This is a genomic window from Streptomyces sp. NPDC040610 (genome assembly GCF_055594065.1).
In genome coordinates, this window is sequence record NZ_JBVIXA010000002.1 from 357,490 (window position 1) to 378,300 (window position 20,811).

Genomic DNA, 20,811 nt, shown 5'->3' on the forward strand with positions numbered 1-20,811 from the left:
TCGCGCAGGTCGGCGGTGACCCGCTTCAGGTAGTGGCGGAGCTTCTCTTCGTTGTTCATGCGGTCTCTACTCCAGGAAACGTTCGAGCAAGTGGGGTGGCCGGGCGGGTCAGGAGATGCCGAACTCCTTGCCGAGCAGTTCGAAGACCTCGTCGTCCGTCGCGTCGTCGAGGTCGTCGGACGCCGCGTCGGCGTCGTCGGCACGGCTCTCGCGCCACACGGCGAGGAGCGCCGAGAGGCGGGCGCCGACCTGGTCGTCCTCGTCGTCGCCGGGCTTGACCGCGGCGAGGCTCGCCTCGATGCGGCTCAGTTCGGCGAGCAACGGCGCCACCGCGCCGGGCTCCTCGACGGCGAGCCCCTCTTCGAGGTATCCGACCAGGTCGAGCGGGGTCGGGTAGTCGAAGATGAGGGTGGCGGGCAGCCGCAGGCCCGTGGCCGCGCCGAGCCGGTTGCGCAGCTCGACCGCGGTCAGCGAGTCGAAGCCCAGCTCCGTGAACGCACGCCGTTCGTCCACTTCCTCCGCGCCGGCCAGCGCGAGCACGGCGGCGACGTGGGCGCACACGAGGTCCACCAGCGCCGACGGCCGCTCGGACGCGGGCAGCGCCGCGAGCCGGTCCCGGAGCGCGGCGGCCGGGTCGAGCCCGGTCTCCGCGGCCCTGCGGGTCGTCGTCCGTACGAGGCCGCTGAACACCGGGGGTATCTGCGGGAGTTCCCGTACGGCGCGCAGGTCGAGCCGCATCGGTACGACGACCGGGTCCGCCCCGAGGGCCACCGCGTCGAACAGCTCCAGGCCCTCCTCGGGGGCGAGGCCCGCGGTCCCGGCATCGGCCATCCGGGCGCCCATGCCGTCCCCGCCGGACCACAGGCCCCACGCGAGTGACGTCGCGGGCAGGCCCTGGGCGCGCCGGTGCCGGGCGAGCGCGTCCAGGAACGCGTTGGCTGCGGCGTAGTTGCCCTGGCCGGGGTTGCCCAGTGTGCCCGCGGCGGACGAGAACAGCACGAACGCCGTCAGGTCCAGGTCGCGGGTCAGTTCGTGCAGGTTCCAGGCCGCGTCGACCTTGGGCCGGAACACGGTGTCGACCTGCTCGGGCGTGAGCGAGCCGATCGTGCTGTCGGCCAGCACACCGGCGGTGTGCACGACGGCGGTCACGGGGTGCTCGGAGAGCAGGGCGCTCACCGCGTCCCGGTCCGCCACATCGCATGCGACGGCGGCGACTTCGGCACCCATCTCGACCAACTCGTCGTACAGCTCACCGACTTGCCCACGCCTGCTGGCGAGAACCAGTCGCCGTACGCCATGCCGCCGCACCAAGTGCCGCGCCACCAGCCCGCCGAGCATGCCGCTCGCACCGGTCACAAGCACCGGGCCGTCGCCGAAGGACGGAGCCTCCGACGCCTCCTCGGCCTCGGCGGGCCGGACCCGTGCGAGCCTCGGCGCGAACGACTCGCCGCCGCGCACGGCCAGTTCGGGTTCCGAGCCGGTGAGGGCGGGCTTCCAGCCGTTCTCGTCGTCGACGTCGACGAGCACGATGCGGTCGGGGTTCTCCGACTGCGCCGTACGCACCAGACCCCAGACGGCGGCCGCGGCCAGATCCGGCACGTCCTCACCGGATCCGACGGCCACGGCACCCCTGGTCACGAGGACCAGGCGCGAGGTCTCGCACCGGTCGTCGGCGAGCCAGCCCTGCACCAACTCCAGGACGGCCAGGACCCCGGGGCGTACCGCGTCCGCGCCCTCGGACTCGGCGCACCGCACCACGACGTTGTCCGGCAGCAGTTCGCCCGCGTCCAGCTCCGACCGCACGGCGGCCCAGTCCGCGAACTCCGCCACCGAATCGACGCTCCCGCCCGACGAGGCCCCGGCAGGCGTCCAGTCGAGGCGGAACAGCGACTCCCAGCTCCGCCGGGACAGCGCGGCCGTGACGGGCCGCAGCACCAGCGAGTCGATCGAGATCACCGGAGCCCCGGCCCCGTCGACGACGGTCAGCGCCACGCCGTCGGTCCCCGCGGGCTTCAGTCGCACCCGGAGCACCGTCGCGCCCGAGGCGTGCAGCCGCACACCCGACCACGAGAACGGCAACCTGCCAGGACCGTCCCCCGCACCCATCAGACCGATGGCGTGCAACGACGCGTCAAGAAGCGCCGGATGCAGACCGAAGCCGCCCGCCTCGACACCTTCCGGCAGCGCGACCTCGGCGAAGACCTCCTCACCCTTGCGCCAAGCAGAACGCAGGCCCTGGAACACCGGCCCGTAACCGAAACCACCGTCGGACATACGGTCATAGAGCCCATCGAGGTCCACGGCCTCCGCCCCGGCCGGGGGCCAGACACCGGCGTCGACCAGCGGCATCTCCGCGCCGCCCGTGAGGGCGCCGCTCGCGTGCCGGATCCACACATCACTGTCGTCCTCACGGGCGTGGACCGTCACGGGACGTCGACCGGACTCGTCCGGCACACCGACCCGCACCTGCACCCGTACGCCACCACGCTCCGGCACCACCAACGGCGCCTCCAGCGTCAACTCCTCCACCACATCGCACCCGACCTGATCACCGGCGCGCACCGCCAGCTCCAGGAACGCCGTACCGGGCAGGAGAATCGAGCCCTGGATCGCGTGATCGGCGAGCCACGGGTGGGTTCCCATCGACAGGCGGCCCGTGAACAGGACGGTGTCCTCGTCCGCGAGCGCGACCGCGGCGCCGAGCAGCGGGTGGTCGGCGGAGCCGAGTCCGAGGCCGGTGGCGTCCGTGGCGGGCCGCAGGCTGGTGTCGGGCCAGAACCGCTGGTACTGGAAGGCGTACGTCGGCAGGTCGACGGCGTGGCCGCTGCCCGAGTAGTAGGCGTTCCAGTCGACGCGCACGCCGCGTACGTCCAGCTCGGCGAGCGCGGTCATGACCGCGCCGTCCTCCGGCCGGTCGCCGCGCAGCACCGGCACGAAGGCCGCCTCCGGCAGGGACTCCTGCCCCAGCGCCGAAAGGACGCCGCCGGGGCCGATCTCGACGAGGACGTCCGCGCCCATGTCGACCACGGCGTCGGCGAAGCGCACCGACTCGCGGACGTGCCGCACCCAGTAGTCCGCCGAGCCCAACTCCGCCCCGGAGACCGGCTTGCCGGTCAGCGTGGAGACGATCGGGATCGCGGGCGCCTCGTACGACACCCCTTCCAGGACCGCGCGGAAGTCCTCCAGCATCGGGTCCATCAGGGGTGAGTGGAACGCGTGGCTGACCTTGAGGCGGGTCGCCTTGCGGCCCGCCTCACGCCAGCTCTCGGCGACCGCCTCGACGTCGGCGGCCACACCGGAGACAACCACCGAGTTAGGACCATTAACCGCCGCGATACCCACTGTCTCCGGCAAGTCGTGCGACGTGACCTCGGCCTCCGACGCCTGGATCGCGACCATCGCCCCGCCAGTCGGCAGCGCCTGCATCAACGCACCCCGCGCCGACACCACCTTCACCGCGTCAGCCAGCGACCACACACCGGCCACATGCGCCGCGGCCAGCTCACCGATCGAGTGACCAGCCAGCACATCCGGCCGCACACCCCACGACTCAAGAAGCCGGAACAACGCCACCTCGACCGCGAAGAGCGCAGGCTGCGTCACCCCGGTCTCGTTCAGCGCCTCGGCGTCCTCGCCGAACAGCACCTCACGTACCCGCGGGTCGAACTCCGCGAGGACGGCATCCAGCGCCTCCCCGAACACCGGGAAGCGGGCCGCAAGTTCACGCCCCATCCCCAGCCGCTGCGACCCCTGCCCCGAGAACAGGAAGCCGACCCGGCGTTCGTAGGCGACACCGCGTACGACTCCACTCGTCAGCCGTCCCTCCACGGCGTCGTCGAGTCCGGCGAGGAGGTCGGCCGAGTCACGGCCGACGACGGCGAGCCGGTGTTCGAACCCGGCTCGCGAGGTCGCGAGGGTGCGGGCGACGTCCGCCGGGGCGAGGTCGGGCCGCGCGGTCAGGTGGTCGCGCAGCCGTACCGCCTGGTCGTGCAGCGCGCTCTCGGTGCGGCCGGAGACCAGCCACGGGCCGAGCGGCGTCGCGTCGGCGGCCTGCGGCGCGTCGGCGTCCGGCGCGGACTCGATGATGACGTGCGCGTTGGTGCCGCTGAAGCCGAAGGACGACACACCGGCCCGGCGGGGGCGGTCCGTCCGCGGCCAGGGCCGCGCCTCGGTGAGGAGTTCCACGGCGCCCGCGGACCAGTCGATGTGCGGCGAGGGCTCGCCGACGTGCAGGGTCTTCGGCAGCAGGCCGTGCCGCATCGCCATGACCGTCTTGATGACGCCGCCCACACCGGCGGCGGCCTGGGTGTGGCCGATATTGGACTTCAGGGAGCCCAGCCACAGCGGGTCCCCGGCACGGTCCCGGCCGTAGGTGGCGAGCAGGGCCTGCGCCTCGATGGGGTCGCCGAGCGTGGTGCCCGTGCCGTGTGCCTCGACCGCGTCGACGTCGGACGCGGTCAGGCCCGCGCTCGCCAGCGCCTGGCGGATCACCCGCTGCTGCGAGGGACCGTTGGGCGCGGTGAGGCCGTTGGACGCGCCGTCCTGGTTCACGGCCGAGCCGCGGACGACCGCGAGCACCTGGTGGCCGTTGCGGCGCGCGTCCGAGAGGCGTTCCAGTACGAGCATGCCGACGCCCTCGCCCCAGCCGGTGCCGTTGGCGTCCGTGGAGAACGAGCGGCAGCGGCCGTCCGGCGACAGCCCCTGCTGGCGGCTGAAGTCGATGAAGGCGGAGGGTGTCGCCATCACGGTGACTCCGCCCGCGAGCGCGAGCTCGCACTCGCCGGAACGCAGTGCCTGAGCGGCCAGGTGCAGGGCGACCAGGGACGACGAGCAGGCCGTGTCCACGGTCATCGCGGGCCCTTCCATCCCGAAGACGTAGGACACGCGGCCGGACGCGACGCTGCCCGCGTTGCCCGTGCCGAGGAAGCTCTCGACGCTCTCGGGCACGCCGTGCAGCTGGGAGGCGTAGTCGTGGTACATCACGCCCGCGAACACGCCGGTCGCGCTGCCGCGCACCGACTTGGGGTCGATGCCCGCCCGCTCGAACGCCTCCCAGGAGGTCTCCAGGAGGAGTCGCTGCTGCGGGTCCATGGCGAGGGCCTCGCGCGGCGAGATGCCGAAGAAGCCCGGGTCGAACCGGTCGGCGTCGTGCAGGAAGCCGCCCTCGCGGGTGTAGGAGCTGCCGGCCCGCTCACCCGCCGGGTCGTACAGCGACTCCACGTCCCAGCCGCGGCCGGTCGGGAACGGCGTGATCCCCTCGGCCTCGTCGACGAGCAGGCGCCACAGGTCCTCCGGGGTGGTCACCCCGCCGGGGTAGCGGCAGCTCATGCCGACGATCGCGATGGGCTCGTCGGTCACGGCCGGGACCGCGACCGCGCCGGTGGCCGGTGCGGCGGCGGGCGCGCCCGCGAGTTCGACGCCGACGAACGCGGCGATCGCCGCGGGGGTCGGGTAGTCGAAGATCAGCGTGGCGGGCAGCCGCAGGCCCGTGGCGGTGCCGAGGCGGTTGCGCAGGTCGACGGCGGTCAGCGAGTCGAAGCCGAGCTCCGTGAACGCCTGGCCGGGTGCGACCTCCTCCGGTCCGGCGTGGCCGAGCACCACGGCGGCCTGGGTGCGGACGAGGTCCAGGAGCACCCGGTCGCGCTCGTCGTCGGCCAGCGGCGCGAGCCGGTCGCGAAGCGCGGCGGCCGGATCGGCCCCGCTCCCCGCGGCCCTGCGGGTCGTCGTCCGCACCAGGCCGCTGAACACCGGCGGAACCTGCGGGAGTTCCCGTACGGCACGCAGGTCGAGCCGCATCGGTACGACGACGGGCTCGGTCCCGGAGACCGCGGCGTCGAACAGCTCGACGCCCTCCGTCGCGGACAGGCCGGTCGAGGCGGACTGCGCCACGCGGGCGCCCATGCCGTCGGCCCACAGGCCCCACGCGAGTGAGGTCGCGGGCAGGCCCTGGGCGCGCCTGCGTCGGGCCAGGCCGTCGAGGAACGCGTTGGCCGCCGAGTAGTTGCCCTGGCCGGGCCCGCCCAGCGTGCCCGCCACGGACGAGAACAGCACGAACGCCGTCAGGTCCAGGTCGCGGGTCACCTCGTGCAGGTGCCGGGCCGCGTCGACCTTGGGCCGGAACACGGTGTCGACCTGCTCGGGCGTGAGCGAGCCGATGGTGCCGTCGTCGAGGACACCGGCGGTGTGCACGACTGCGGTCACGGGGTGCTCGGCCAGGAGCGCCGCCAGGGCGTCCCGGTCGGCGACGTCGCAGGCCGCGTACGTCACTTCGGCGCCCAGCGCGACGAGTTCGCCGCGCAGTTCCTCGGCGCCCTCGGCGGCGATGCCGCGCCTGCTGGCGAGGACCAGTCGGCCGACTCCGTGGCTTTCGACGAGGTGCCGGGCGACGAGGCCGCCCAGCGCGCCCGAGGCGCCGGTCACCAGGACCGAGCTGTCCGGTCCGAACGCCGGGTCCGTGCCGGGCTCCGGCCGCACCCGCGCGAGGCGGGCCACGTACGCCTGTCCGTCCCGCACGGCGATCTGGGGCTCGCCGGTGGCCAGCACCGGCTCCCAGCCGCTGTCGTCCGCGGTGTCCGCGTCGTCGAGGTCGACGAGCACAATCCGGTCGGGGTTCTCCGCCTGGGCCGTACGCACCAGACCCCAGACGGCGGCCGCGGCGAGATCCGGCACGTCGTGGCCGGATTCGACGGCCACGGCGCCACGGGTCACGAGGACGAGGCGCGACGAGGCGCACCGGTCGTCGGCGAGCCAGCTCCGCACCAACTCCAGTGCGGCCAGGACCTGTCCGCGTACCGCGTCCGCGTCGCCGGTCTCGGCGCACCGCACCACGACGTCGTCCGGCAGCGACTCCCCCGCGTCCAGCTCCGACCGCACGGCGGCCCAGTCCGCGAACTCCGCCACCGAACCGACGCTCGCGGCGGACGTCGGGGCCGCCACCCAGTCCAGGCTGAACAGGGACTCCCAGCCCTGCCGGGACAGCGCGGCCGTGACCGGGCGCAGCACCAGCGAGTCGATCGAGATCACCGGAGCCCCGGCCCCGTCGACGACGGTCAGCGCCACGCCGTCGGTCCCCACGGGTGCCAATCGCACCCGCAGCGCCGTCGCGCCCGAGGCGTGCAGCCGCACACCCGACCACGAGAACGGCAACCTGCCAGGACCGTCCCCCGCACCCATCAGACCGATGGCGTGCAACGACGCGTCAAGAAGCGCCGGATGCAGACCGAAGCCGCCCGCCTCGACACCTTCCGGCAGCGCGACCTCGGCAAAGACCTCCTCACCCTTGCGCCAAGCAGAACGCAGGCCCTGGAACACCGGCCCGTAACCGAAACCACCGTCGGACATACGGTCATAGAGCCCGTCCAGGTCCACGGCCTCCGCACCGGCGGGCGGCCAGACACCGGCATCCGCCGACGGCACCTCCGCACCGGCCAGAAGCGTGCCGCTCGCATGCCGGACCCACACATCACCGTCGTCCTCGCGGGCGTGGACCGTCACCGAGCGCCGACCGGACTCGTCCGGCACACCGACCCGCACCTGCACCCGTACGCCACCACGCTCCGGCACCACCAACGGCGCCTCCAGCGTCAACTCCTCCACCACATCGCACCCGACCTGATCACCGGCATGCACCGCCAGCTCCAGGAACGCCGTACCGGGCAGGAGAATCGAGCCCTGGATCGCGTGATCGGCGAGCCACGGGTGGGTCTCCACCGACAGGCGGCCCGTGAAGAACTGCCCGTCCGAGTCGGCCGTGTCGACGATCGCGCTGAGCAGCGGGTGATCGGCCGCGCCGAGCCCCGCCGCGTCGAGGTCGCCCGCGGAGACTCCGGCGTCGAGCCAGTAGCGCTTCCGCTGGAACGCGTACGTCGGCAGGTCGACGCGGCGCGCGCCGCGACCGGCGAAGAACGCCTCCCAGTCCACCCGTACACCGTGCGTGGACAGTTGGGCCACCGCGGTGGTCAGCGCGGTCTCCTCCGGGCCGTCGCCCCGCAACGCGGCGACGAAGGCCGCGTCCGGCGCGCACTCCTGCCCCAGGGCCGCGAGGACCCCACCGGGGCCGACCTCGACGAACGTGACCATGCCCTGGGCCACGAGCGTCTCGACGGCGTCGGCGAAGCGCACGGACTCCCGCACGTGCCGCACCCAGTACTCGGGCGAGGCCAGCTCCGCCTTGGTGGCCGCCTTGCCGGTGAGGGTGGAGACGATCGGGATCGCGGGCGCCTCGTACGACACGCCTTCGAGCACCGCGCGGAACTCGTCGAGCATCGGCTCCATCAGCGGGGAGTGGAACGCGTGGCTCACCTTCAGGCGGGACACCTTCCGCCCCGCCCCGCGCCAGCGCTCCGTGACCGCCTCGACGTCGGCGGCCACACCAGAAACGACGACTGAGTTAGGGCCATTAACCGCCGCTATACCCACCGTCTCCGGCAAGACGTCCGACGTGACCTCGGCCTCCGACGCCTGAATCGCGACCATGGCTCCGCCCTCGGGCAGCGCCTGCATCAGCGCACCACGCGCGGACACCACCTTGACGGCGTCAGCCAGCGACCAGACACCGGCCACATGCGCCGCTGCCAGCTCACCGATCGAGTGCCCCGCAAGAACGTCGGGCCGCACACCCCACGACTCAAGAAGCCGGAACAACGCCACCTCGACAGCGAAAAGCGCGGGCTGCGTCACCCCCGTCTCGCTCAGCGCCTCGGCATCCTCACCGAACAGCACCTCACGCACCGACGGGTCGAACACCGCCAGGACCTCGTCCAGCGCTTCCGCGAACACCGGGAAGCGGGCCGAGAGTTCACGCCCCATCCCCAGCCGCTGCGACCCCTGACCCGAGAACAGGAAGCCAACGCCGCCCACGGCGACGGACCCCGTGTGCAGGCCGGGGAACGGGCGCTCCTCGGCCAGTGCCGTGAGCCCGTCGAGGAGGGCCGCGCGGTCGTCCGCCACGACGGTGGCCCGGTGGTCGAAGGCGGACCGGGTCACGGCCAGCGAGTAGGCGACGTCGAGGACGCCGGTCCCGGGCTCGCCCGCGATGTGGTCCCGCAGTCGCCGTGCCTGCTCCCGCAGTGCCTCCGTGTTCCTGGCCGACAGGAGCCACGGCACGACGCCGTCGGCCGGTGCCGGCACGTGGTCGTCGCTCGGCACCTGCTCGATGATGGTGTGCGCGTTCGTGCCGCTCACGCCGAACGACGAGACACCCGCGCGGCGCGGACGGCCGGTCTCCGGCCACGAACGGGCCCGCGTGAGCAGTTCGACGTCACCGGCGGACCAGTCCACCTGCGAGGTGGGCTCACCGACGTGGAGGGTCGGCGGCAGCACGCCGTGCCGCATCGCCATGACCATCTTGATGATGCCGCCCACACCGGCGGCGGCCTGGGTGTGCCCGATGTTCGACTTGATCGAGCCGAGCCACAGCGGCTCACCGGCACGGTCCTGGCCGTACGTGGCGAGGAGGGCCTGGGCCTCGATCGGGTCGCCGAGCGTCGTGCCCGTGCCGTGCGCCTCGACCGCGTCCACATCGGACGTGGACAGGCCCGCGCTCGCCAGCGACTGCCGGATCACGCGCTGCTGGGAGGGACCGTTGGGCGCGGTGAGGCCGTTGGACGCGCCGTCCTGGTTGACCGCCGAACCCCGTACGACCGCGAGCACCTGGTGGCCGTTGCGGCGCGCGTCCGACAGGCGCTCCACGAGCAGCATGCCGACGCCCTCGCCCCAGCCGGTGCCGTCGGCGCTGTCGGAGAACGACTTGCAGCGGCCGTCGGCGGCGAGGCCGCGTTGACGGCTGAAGTCCACGAACGTGCCCGCGGTGGCCATCACGGCGACACCGCCCGCGAGCGCGAGCTCGCACTCCCCCGAACGCAGCGCCTGCACCGCCATGTGCAGCGCGACGAGCGAAGACGAGCACGCCGTGTCCACCGTCACCGCGGGGCCTTCAAGGCCCATCATGTAGGCGACGCGGCCGGAGGCGACACTTCCGGACGCACCGGTGCCCAGGTAGCCCTCCACGTCCTCCGGCACGGAGCGCAGCCGCGCCGCGTAGTCGTGGTACATCAGGCCCGCGTACACGCCGGTGGCGCTGCCCCGCACCGTCTCGGGGGCGATCCCGGCTCGTTCGAAGGCCTCCCAGGAGGCTTCGAGGAGGAGGCGCTGCTGCGGGTCCATGGCGAGGGCCTCGCGCGGCGAGATGCCGAAGAAGCCCGGGTCGAACCGGTCGGCGTCGTAGAGGAAGCCGCCTTCACGCGCGTACGAGGTGCCGGTGTGGTCCGGGTCGGGGTGGTACAGCCTCGCCAGGTCCCAGCCGCGGTTGTCGGGGAAGTCGCCGATGGCGTCGACGCCGTCGAGGACGAGCTTCCACAGGTCCTCGGGCGAGTTCACGCCGCCGGGGTAGCGGCAGCTCATGCCGACGATCGCGATCGGCTCGTCGGTGACGGCGGCCACCGTGCGGGTGGTCGCCGCGACGACCGGGGAGCCCGCGAGTTCGGAGCCGAGGAAGGCGGCGACCGCCGCGGGGGTCGGGTGGTCGAAGACCAGCGTCGCGGGCAGCCGCAGTTCGGTGACCGCGTTGAGGTTGTTGCGCAGTTCGACCGCGCTGAGCGAGTCGAAGCCCACTTCCCGGAAGGCGCGGTCGGGTGCGACGGCGTGCGCGGAGCTGTGGCCGAGGACCATGGCCACGTGTTCGAGGACGAGGTTCAGGAGCCTCTTCTCCCGCTCCGCGTCGGTCAGGCCGGCCAGCGACTCGGCGAGCGCCGAACCGGCGACGGCGGCACGCTCGACGGTCCTGCGCACGGCGGTGCGCACCAGGCCGCGCAGGACGACCGCCACGGGGTGGGAGCGCGCCTGCCGGTGCAGCCCGGGCAGGTCGAGCGGGACCGGGGCGAGGACGGCGCGGCCGGTCGAGGCCGCCGCGTCGAACAGCGCCAGGCCCTGGGCCGTACGCAGGGGAATCAGGCCGCCCCTGCTCATCCGCTTCACGTCGGCCTCGTCGAGCTGGCCGCTCATGCCGCTGGCCTCGGCCCACAGGCCCCACGCCAGCGAGGTCGCGGGCAGCCCGGCGGCACGGCGGTGCTGGGCGAGCGCGTCCAGGAAGGTGTTCGCCGCCGCGTAGTTGCCCTGGCCCGGACCGCCGAACACACCGGAGGCGGAAGAGAACAGGACGAACGCCGACAGGTCCAGGTCGCGGGTCAGCTCGTGCAGGTGCCAGGCCGCGTCGGCCTTGGGCCGGAACACGGTGTCGATCCGGTCCGCGGTGAGCGAGCCGATCGTGGCGTCGTCGAGGACACCTGCGGTGTGTACGACGGCGGAGATCTCGTGCTCGGCGAGCAGGTCGGCGACGGCGTCGCGGTCGGCGACGTCACAGGCCGCGTACGTCACTTCGGCGCCCTGCGCGGCGAGTTCGGCACGCAGTTCCTCGGCGCCCTCGGCCGCGATGCCACGCCTGCTGACCAGGAGCAGGTTGCGTACGCCTCGCTCCGCGACCAGGTGCCGGGCGAGCAGACCGCCCAGCGTGCCGGTGGCGCCGGTGACCAGCACCGCACCGGAGCCGAAGCCGGGGTCGTCCACGACGGACCGCTCGGCCCTGGCCAGGCGCGGCACGCTGGTACGTCCGGCGCGCAGGGCGAGTTGGGGTTCGCCGGTGGCGAGCGCGGCGGGCAGCGCGTCGAGCGAGGCCGCCTCGTCGTCGAGGTCCACGAGCACGATCCGGTCGGGGTTCTCCGACTGGGCCGTGCGCACCAGGCCCCACACGGCGGCGTGCGCGAGGTTTCGTACGTCCTCATCATCCGTGGTGGCGAGCGCGCCCCTGGTCACGACGACCAGGCGCGCCGCGTCGAAGCTCTCGTCCGTCAGCCACGTCTGGACCACGTCAAGCGCCCAGTGCGCGGCCTCGTGGGCCGAGGCCACCGGGTCGGACGCGGACGTGTCGGGGCACGACACGATCACGTAGTCGGGCAGTTCCGCCGACGGCGTGAGCGAGTCGGTCCACTCGGTCGTCGGGAGATCGCCTTCAGTGAGCGGTACGGGGGCCCAGTCCAGGCCGAACAGTGCCTCACTGAGGTCGTCACCGGCGAGCTGTTCCTGCGAGACGGGCCGGATCACCAGCGAGTCGATCGTGGCCACCGGGGCGCCCGCCCCGTCCGCGATCGCCAGCGCCACCCGGTCCGGTCCTGAGGAGGTCAGCCGCACCCGCAGCAGCTCCGCGCCGGAGGCGTGCAGCCGCACGCCCGACCACGCGAACGGCAACCGGCCGACCCCGTCGGCCTCGTCGGACAGGCTGATGGCGTGCAGGGCGGCGTCAAGCAGTGCGGGGTGCAGCCCGAACCCGTCGGCCTTCGCCCCCTCGGGCAGTGCGACCTCGGCGTACACCTCATTGCCGTCGCGCCAGGCGGCCCGCAGGCCCTGGAACACCGGCCCGTAGCCGAAGCCGCCTTCGACCATGTGGCCGTAGAAGCCGTCCAGGTCGACGGCCTCGGCCCCGGTCGGCGGCCACTCGGTGAGCGAGGCGCCGCCGCGGGCCCTGCCGCCCGCCTGGAGCACGCCGATGGCGTGCCGGGTCCACGGCCGGCCGTCGTCGATGTCGCCCGCACTGGAGTGGAGGGTCAGCTCGCGCCTGCCGGACTCGTCCTCGGCGCCGACCCATACCTGGACCCGCACCGTGCCGTTCTCGGGCACCACCAGGGGCGCCTCCAGCGTGAGTTCCTCCACCACGTCGCAGCCGACCTGGTCACCGGCGCGGATCGCCAGCTCCAGGAACGCCGTACCGGGCAGCAGGATCGAGCCGAGCACGGCGTGATCGGCCAGCCACGGGTGCGTGCGCACCGACAGGCGGCCGGTGAGCAGCACGCCGTCGGTGCCGCCGAGGACGACCGTCGCGCCCAGCAGCGGGTGGTCGGCCGCGCCGAGCCCGGCCGCCGTCACATCGCCCATCGCGGGCATGACGTGGGGCCAGTAGCGCTGGTGCTGGAAGGCGTACGTCGGCAGGTCGACACGTCGCGTACCACTGCCGTCGAAGAAGGGCTGCCAGTCCACCTGGACGCCGCGCACATGCAGCTGTCCGGCGGCCGTCGTGGCCGCCACGTCCTCCGGCCGCTCACCGCGCAGCATCGGCACGAAGGCCGCGTCCGGGGCGGACTCCTGGCCCAGCGCCGACAGCGCCCCGCCGGGGCCGACCTCGACGAACGTTCCCACGCCCTCATCCACGAGCGTGCTCACGGCATCGGCGAAGCGCACCGACTCACGGACGTGGCGCACCCAGTACTCCGGGGAGGCCAACTCCTCGGCCGACGCCTTCGTGCCGGTCAGCGTCGACACGATCGGAAGCGACGGCTCCCCGTACGAGACACCTTCCAGGACCGTGCGGAACTCGTCCAACATCGGGTCCATCAACGGCGAGTGGAACGCATGGCTCACCTTGAGCCGGGTCGCCTTGCGGCCCGCCTCACGCCAACGGTCAGCGACCGCCTCGACATCAGCAGCCACACCGGAAATGACGACAGAGTTAGGACCATTAACCGCCGCAATACCCACCGTCTCCGGCAAGCCCTCGGAAGAGACCTCAACCTCCGACGCCTGAATCGCGACCATCGCGCCACCGGACGGCAGCGCCTGCATGAGCGCGCCGCGCGCCGACACGACCTTGACTGCGTCAGCGAGCGACCACACCCCGGCCACGTGCGCGGCAGCCAGCTCACCGATGGAGTGCCCCGCAAGAATGTCGGGCCGCACACCCCACGACTCAAGCAGCCGGAACAGCGCGACCTCGACCGCGAACAGCGCAGGCTGCGTCACCCCCGTCTCATTCAGCGCCTCGGCATCCTCACCGAACAGAACGCCACGTACCGACGGGTCAAACGCCGCCAACACCTCGTCCAGGGCTTCCGCGAACACCGGGAAACGGGCCGCCAGTTCACGCCCCATCCCCAACCGCTGCGACCCCTGACCCGAGAACAGGAAACCCACCTGCCCAGGTTCACCAGCGACCCCAGTGACCACCGCACCGGTCACCTGACCGGCGGCCACCGCCGCCAGAGCGGCCAGGAACTCGTCCCGCTCACCGGCCACGACCACCGCACGGTGCTCCAGCACCGCCCGCGTCGACACCAGCGCACGACCCACGTCCGCGAGGGTCGACTCGGAGTCGTCCGCCATGAAGGACCTGAGGCGGGCGGCCTGTTCGCGGAGCGCCTCCGGGCTCTGGGCCGACAGCGTCCAGGGCACCAGGCCGTCGCGCGCCGGTTCCGGCGTGTGCTCCGCTGCTTCCTCCGGCTCGATCGCCGGGGCCTGCTCGATGATGGTGTGGGCGTTGGTGCCGCTGACGCCGAACGAGGACACACCTGCCCGCCACGGCCTGCCGGTCTGCGGCCACGGCCGTGACTCGGTGAGGAGTTCCACCGCCCCCGCCGACCAGTCGACGTGCGACGAGGGTTCGGTGACGTGCAGGGTCTGCGGCAGGACACCCTGCCGGAGGGCCATCACCATCTTGATCACACCCGCCACACCTGCGGCGGCCTGGGTGTGCCCGATGTGGGACTTCACCGAGCCGAGCCACAGCGGGTCGCCGGTGCGGTCGCGCCCGTAGGTGGCGAGGAGGGCCTGGGCCTCGATCGGGTCGCCCAGCGTCGTGCCGGTGCCGTGTGCCTCGACGGCGTCCACGTCGGACGGCGCGAGTCCGGCGCTCGCGAGCGCCTGGCGGATGACGCGCTGCTGGGAGGGGCCGTTCGGGGCGGTGAGGCCGTTCGAGGCGCCGTCCTGGTTGATCGCGGAGCCCCGTACGACCGCCAGGATGTCGCGTCCGTTGCGCTGGGCGTCGGAGAGGCGCTCGACGAGCAGCATGCCGACGCCCTCGCCCCAGCCGGTGCCGTCGGCGCTGTCGGAGAAGGCCTTGCAGCGGCCGTCGTCCGCGAGGCCGCGCTGGCGGCTGAAGTCGATGAACACGCCGGGTGTGGTCATCACGGTGACACCGCCGACCAGGGCCGTCGAGCACTCCCCGGAGCGCAGTGCCTGCACGGCCATGTGCAGGGCGACCAGCGACGACGAGCAGGCCGTGTCGACCGTGACGGCGGGGCCCTCAAGGCCGAACGTGTAGGAGAGGCGGCCGGAGATGACGCTCGCGGCGCTGCCCGTGCCGATGTATCCCTCGACCTCTCGCATGTTGTCGGGCGCGGCCATGAGGAGCGTCGGGTAGTCCTGGCCGTTGGTGCCGATGAACACGCCGGACCGGCTGCCGCGTACCGAGTGCGGGTCGATGCCCGCCCGCTCGTACAGCTCCCAGGTGGCTTCGAGGAGGAGGCGCTGCTGCGGGTCCATGGCGAGGGCCTCGCGCGGCGAGATCCCGAAGAACGCCGGGTCGAACTCCGCGGCGCGGTCGAGGAAGGCACCCTTGTTGGTGTACGACGTGCCGGGGCTCCCCAGCTCCGGGTCGTAGAGCGCGTCGACGTCCCAGCCGCGGTCGGTCGGGAACTCCACCACGGCGTCGGTGCCGCCGACCAGGAGGCGCCACAGGTCCTCCGGCGAGTTCACGCCGCCGGGGAAGCGGCAGCTCATGCCGACGATCGCGATCGGCTCGTCGACGGCGACGGTGGTGTGCGTGGTCGCCGTCACGACGGGTGCGCCCACGAGTTCGGTGTCGAGGAACGCGGCCAGCGCGGCGGGCGTCGGGTAGTCGTAGATCAGCGTCGCGGGCAGGCGCAGTTCGGTGACCGCGTTGAGGTTGTTGCGCAGTTCGACCGCGCTGAGCGAGTCGAAGCCGAGTTCCTTGAACGCGCGGTCGGGTGCGACGGCCTGCGCCGAGCCGTGGCCGAGGACCACGGCGACGTGGCTCTGCACCAGTTCGACGAGTGCCTTCTCGCGGTCCGCGGCGGTCATGCCCGCAAGGGACTGGGCCCAGGTGGACCGGGCCGTGGCTCCGGCTTCGGCGGTCCTGCGCGCGGTGGTGCGCACCAGGCCGCGCAGGACGGGCGCCACGGGGTGGGAGCGCGCCTGCCGGTTCAGCGCGGGCAGGTCGAGCGGGACGGGCGCGAGCAGGGCGCGGCCGGTCGAGGCCGCCGCGTCGAACAGCGCGAGCCCGTCGGCCGTGCGCAGCGGGAGCAGTCCGCCGCGGCCCATCCGCTTCACGTCGGCGTCGTCGAGCGCGCCGGTCATGCCGCTGGCCTCGGCCCACAGGCCCCACGCCAGGGAGGTGGCGGGCAGTCCGGCGTCGCGGCGGTGCTGTGCGAGGGCGTCCAGGAACGTGTTCGCGGCCGCGTAGTTGCCCTGTCCGGGGGCGCCGAGGATGCCCGCCACCGAGGAGAACAGGACGAACGCGGACAGGTCGAGGTCGCGGGTCAGCTCGTGCAGGTTCCACGCGGCGTCGACCTTCGGCCGGAACACCGTGTCGACGCGCTCCGGGGTCAACGAGCCGATCACGCCGTCGTCGAGGACACCTGCGGTGTGTACGACGGCGGAGATCTCGTGCGCGGACAGCAGCGCGGCCACGGCGTCGCGATCGGCCACGTCGCAGGCCACCAGGGCGACTTCGGCCCCGAGAGCGGCCAGTTCGGCACGCAGTTCCTCGGCGCCTTCGGCCGCGGCGCCGCGCCTGCTGACCAGGAGCAGGTTCCGTACGCCGCGCTCCGCGGCCAGGTGGCGCGCGACCTGGGCGCCCAGTGTGCCCGTCGCGCCGGTGACCAGCACCGCGCCCGTACCGAAGCCGGGGTCGTCGACGACGGACCGCCGCACCCTGGCGAGGCGCGGTACGCGGAGGTCGCCGGAGCGGACCGCCAACTGCGTCTCGCCGACGGCGAGTCCGGACGGCAGCGCGTCCAGCGAGGCCGCGTCGTCGTCGAGGTCGACCAGTACGAACCGGTCCGGGTTCTCCAGTTGGGCGGACCGCACCATGCCCCACACGGCGGCCTGTGCGATGTCCCGCACCTGCTCGTCGTCCGAGGCGGCGACCGCGCCCCTGGTCACGACGGCCAGGCGGGCCGCGTCGAAGCGCTCGTCCGCGAGCCACGTCTGGACCACGTCCAGCGCCCAGTGCGCCGCCTCGTGCGCCGAGGCCGCCGGGTCGGACGCGGACGTGCCGGGGCACGAGACGACCACCCAGTCCGACCGCGGCTCGGCCAGGTCCGCCAGGTCGGTCCACTCGGTGGTCGGTGCGGCGCCGTCGGACGGCGCCACCGTCACCCAGTCGACGCCGAACAGCGCGTCGTCGCGGTCTTCTCCGGCGATCTGGTCCGGTGTGATCGGGCGCAGTTCGAGGGAGTCCACGGTCGCGACCGGCGAGCCCGCCCCGTCCGCGATCGCCAGCGAGAATCGGTCCGGGCCCGTGGGCGCGAGGCGTGCCCGCAGCACCGTGGCGCCCGAGGCGTGCAGCCGCACGCCCGACCACGCGAACGGCACCCGGCCGGCCTCGTCGGCGCCGCCGGACAGACCGGTGGCGTGCAGCGCCGCGTCAAGGAGCGCGGGGTGCAGGCCGAAGCCGTCCGCGCCCGCCTCCTCCGGCAGGACGACCTCGGCGAACACCTCGTCGCCGCGCCGCCACACGGCCCGCAGGCCCTGGAAGACCGGCCCGTAGCCGAGACCGGCGTCGGCCGCCCGGTCGTAGAGCCCCTCCAGGTCGACGACCTTGGCGTTCGCGGGCGGCCACTCCGCCAGGGAGGTGCCGCCGGTACGTCCGGCCGCGCGCAGCACACCGGTGGCGTGCCGCGTCCACGGCCGGTCGTCGTCGGTGTCGCCCGTGCTGGAGTACAGGGTCAGCTCACGGCTGCCCGACTCGTCCTCGGCTCCGACCCACACCTGTACGCGGACAGCGCCGTGCTCGGGCACCACCAGCGGCGCCTCCAGCGTCAACTCGTCGACGAGGTCGCAGCCGACCTGGTCGCCCGCGCGGATCGCCAGCTCCAGGAGCGCCGTGCCGGGCAGCAGCACCGAGCTGTGGACCACGTAGTCGGCCAGCCACGGGTGGGTCTGGACCGACAGGCGGCCGGTGAGCAGCACGCCGTCCGTGCCGCCCACGGTGACCGCGGCGCCGAGCAGCGGGTGGTCGGCGGCGCCGAGCCCGGCCGCCGTCACGTCACCGACAGCGGGCAGTGCGTCGAGCCAGTGGCGCTGGTGCTGGAAGGCGTACGTCGGCAGGTCCACGCGCCGTGCGCCACGACCGGCGAAGAACGCCTCCCACGCGACCTGGACGCCACGCACGTGCAGTTGTCCCGCGGCCGTCGTGGCCGCAGCGTCCTCGGGCCGATCCGTACGCAGCATCGGTACGAAGGCCGCGTCCGGCGCGGACTCCTGGCCCAGCGCCGACAGCGCCCCGCCGGGGCCGACCTCGACGAACGTTCCCACGCCCCCATCCACGAGCGTGCTCACGGCATCGGCGAAGCGCACGGCCTCGCGGACGTGCCGCACCCAGTACTCGGGCGAGGCCAACTCCTCGGCGGTCGCCCGGGTGCCGGTCAGCGTCGACACGATCGGAAGCGACGGCTCCCCGTACGAGACACCTTCCAGGACCGTGCGGAACTCGTCCAACATCGGGTCCATCAACGGCGAGTGGAACGCGTGACTGACCTTCAACCGGGTCGCCTTGCGGCCCGCCTCACGCCAACGGTCAGCGACCGCCTCGACATCAGCAGCCACACCGGAGATGACGACCGAGTTAGGACCATTAACCGCCGCTATACCCACCGTCTCCGGCAAGCCCTCGGAGGAGACCTCGGCCTCCGACGCCTGGATCGCGACCATGGCCCCACCCTCAGGCAGCGCCTGCATGAGCGCACCCCGCGCGGACACCACCTTGACGGCATCAGCCAGCGACCACACACCCGAGACGTGCGCAGCAGCAAGCTCACCGATCGAGTGCCCCGCCAGAACGTCGGGCCGCACACCCCACGACTCCAACAGCCGGAACAGCGCGACCTCGACCGCGAACAGCACAGGCTGCGTCACGCCGGTCTCATTCAGCGCCTCGGCATCCTCACCGAACAGCACCTCCCGCACAGACGGGCCAAACGCCGCCAGAACCTCGTCCAAGGCCTCCGCGAACACCGGGAAACGGGCCGCCAGTTCACGCCCCATCCCCAACCGCTGCGACCCCTGACCCGAGAACAGGAAACCCACCTGCCCGGGTTCGCCGACGACCCCCGTGACCGCCGCACCGGTCACCTGACCGGCGGCCACCGCCGCCAGGGCGTCCAGGAGCTCCGTCCGCTCGGCGGCCACGATCACCGCACGGTGCTCCAGCATCGCGCGCGTCGTGGCGAGCGAGTAGCCGACGTCGGCGATCGGCTGTTCGGCGACGGCGGCGAGGAGGCGCTCGGCCTGTTCCCGCAGGGCGTCCGCGTCGCGTGCCGAGATCACCCACGGCACGAGGCCGTCGCGTACCGGCTCCGGTGCGTCCTGCGGTGCTTCCTCCGGCTCGGCCACGGGGGCCTGCTCGACGATGACGTGCGCGTTCGTACCGCTGACGCCGAACGAGGACACGCCGGCGCGCCAGGGCCTGCCGGTCTCCGGCCACGACCGGGCCTCGGTCAGCAGCTCGACCGCGCCCGCCGACCAGTCGACGTGCGAGGACGGCTTGTCGACGTGCAGCGTCTTCGGCAGGGTGCCGTGCCGCATCGCCAGGACCATCTTCATGATGCCGGCGACACCGGAGACCGCCTGGGTGTGGCCGATGTTCGACTTCAGGGCGCCCAGCCACAGCGGCCGGTCGGCGGCCCTGTTCTGGCCGTAGGTGGCGAGCAGGGCCTGGGCCTCGATCGGGTCGCCCAGCGTCGTGCCGGTGCCGTGCGCCTCGACGGCGTCCACGTCGGAGGGCACGAGGCCCGAGTGGGCCAGGGCCTGGCGGATGACGCGCTGCTGCGAGGGGCCGTTCGGGGCGGTGAGGCCATTGGAGGCGCCGTCCTGGTTGACCGCCGAACCCCGTATGACCGCGAGGACCTTGTGGCCGTTGCGCTGGGCGTCGGAGAGGCGCTCCAGGAGGAGCAGGCCAGCGCCCTCGCCCCAGCCGGTGCCGTCCGCGGCGTCGGCGAAGGGCTTGCAGCGGCCGTCCTGGGCGAGGCCGCGCTGGCGGCTGAACTCGATGAAGGTGTCCGGCGTCGACATGAGGGTGACGCCGCCCGCGAGGGCGAGTCCGCACTCGCTGTGCCGCAGCGCGTGCACGGCGAGGTGCAGGGCGACCAGGGAGGACGAGCAGGCGGTGTCGATGGTCAGGGCGGGGCCCTCTAAGCCCAGGACGTAGGAGATGCGGCCGGAGACGACGCTGGCCGCGTTGCCGGTGAGGAAGTAGCCCTCATAGCCGTCGGGCACACCGCCCTTGGCCAGGCGCGCCAGGTAGCCCTGACCGTTGGTGCCGATGAAGACACCGGTCCTGGTGCCGTGCGCCGCGTGCGGGTCGATGCCCGCGCGCTCGAACGCCTCCCACGACGTCTCCAGGAGGAGGCGCTGCTGCGGGTCCATCGCCGCGGCCTCGCGCGGCGAGATCCCGAAGAACGCCGGGTCGAACTGGTCGGCGTCGTAGAGGAAGCCGCCCTCGCGGGTGTAGCTGGTCCCGTGCTTCTCGGGGTCCTGGTCGTAGAGCGCTTCCAGGTCCCAGCCGCGGTTGGTGGGGAATCCGGAGACGGCGTCCCTGCCGTCCGCCAGGAGCTGCCACAGGTCCTCGGGCGAGTTCACTCCGCCCGGGAACCGGCAGCTCATGCCGACTATCGCGATCGGCTCGACCTCGCGCTCCTCGGCCTCGCGGAGCTTGCCACGCGCCTCTTGGAGGTCCACCGTGGCTCGCCGGAGGTAGTCGAGGTACTTCTCCTCGTTCGACATGTGTTGCGACCTTTCAAGCGAGTTCAT

General features: G+C 73.1%; 1 protein-coding gene. It reads right to left on the bottom strand.

Features of this window, described 5'->3' with window-relative positions:
• Nucleotides 1–108 precede the first annotated feature (108 nt).
• Complete coding sequence (locus ACZ6AA_RS08410) at nt 109–20,811, bottom strand: SDR family NAD(P)-dependent oxidoreductase (protein ID WP_471456948.1); 20,703 nt, start codon at nt 20,809–20,811, stop codon at nt 109–111.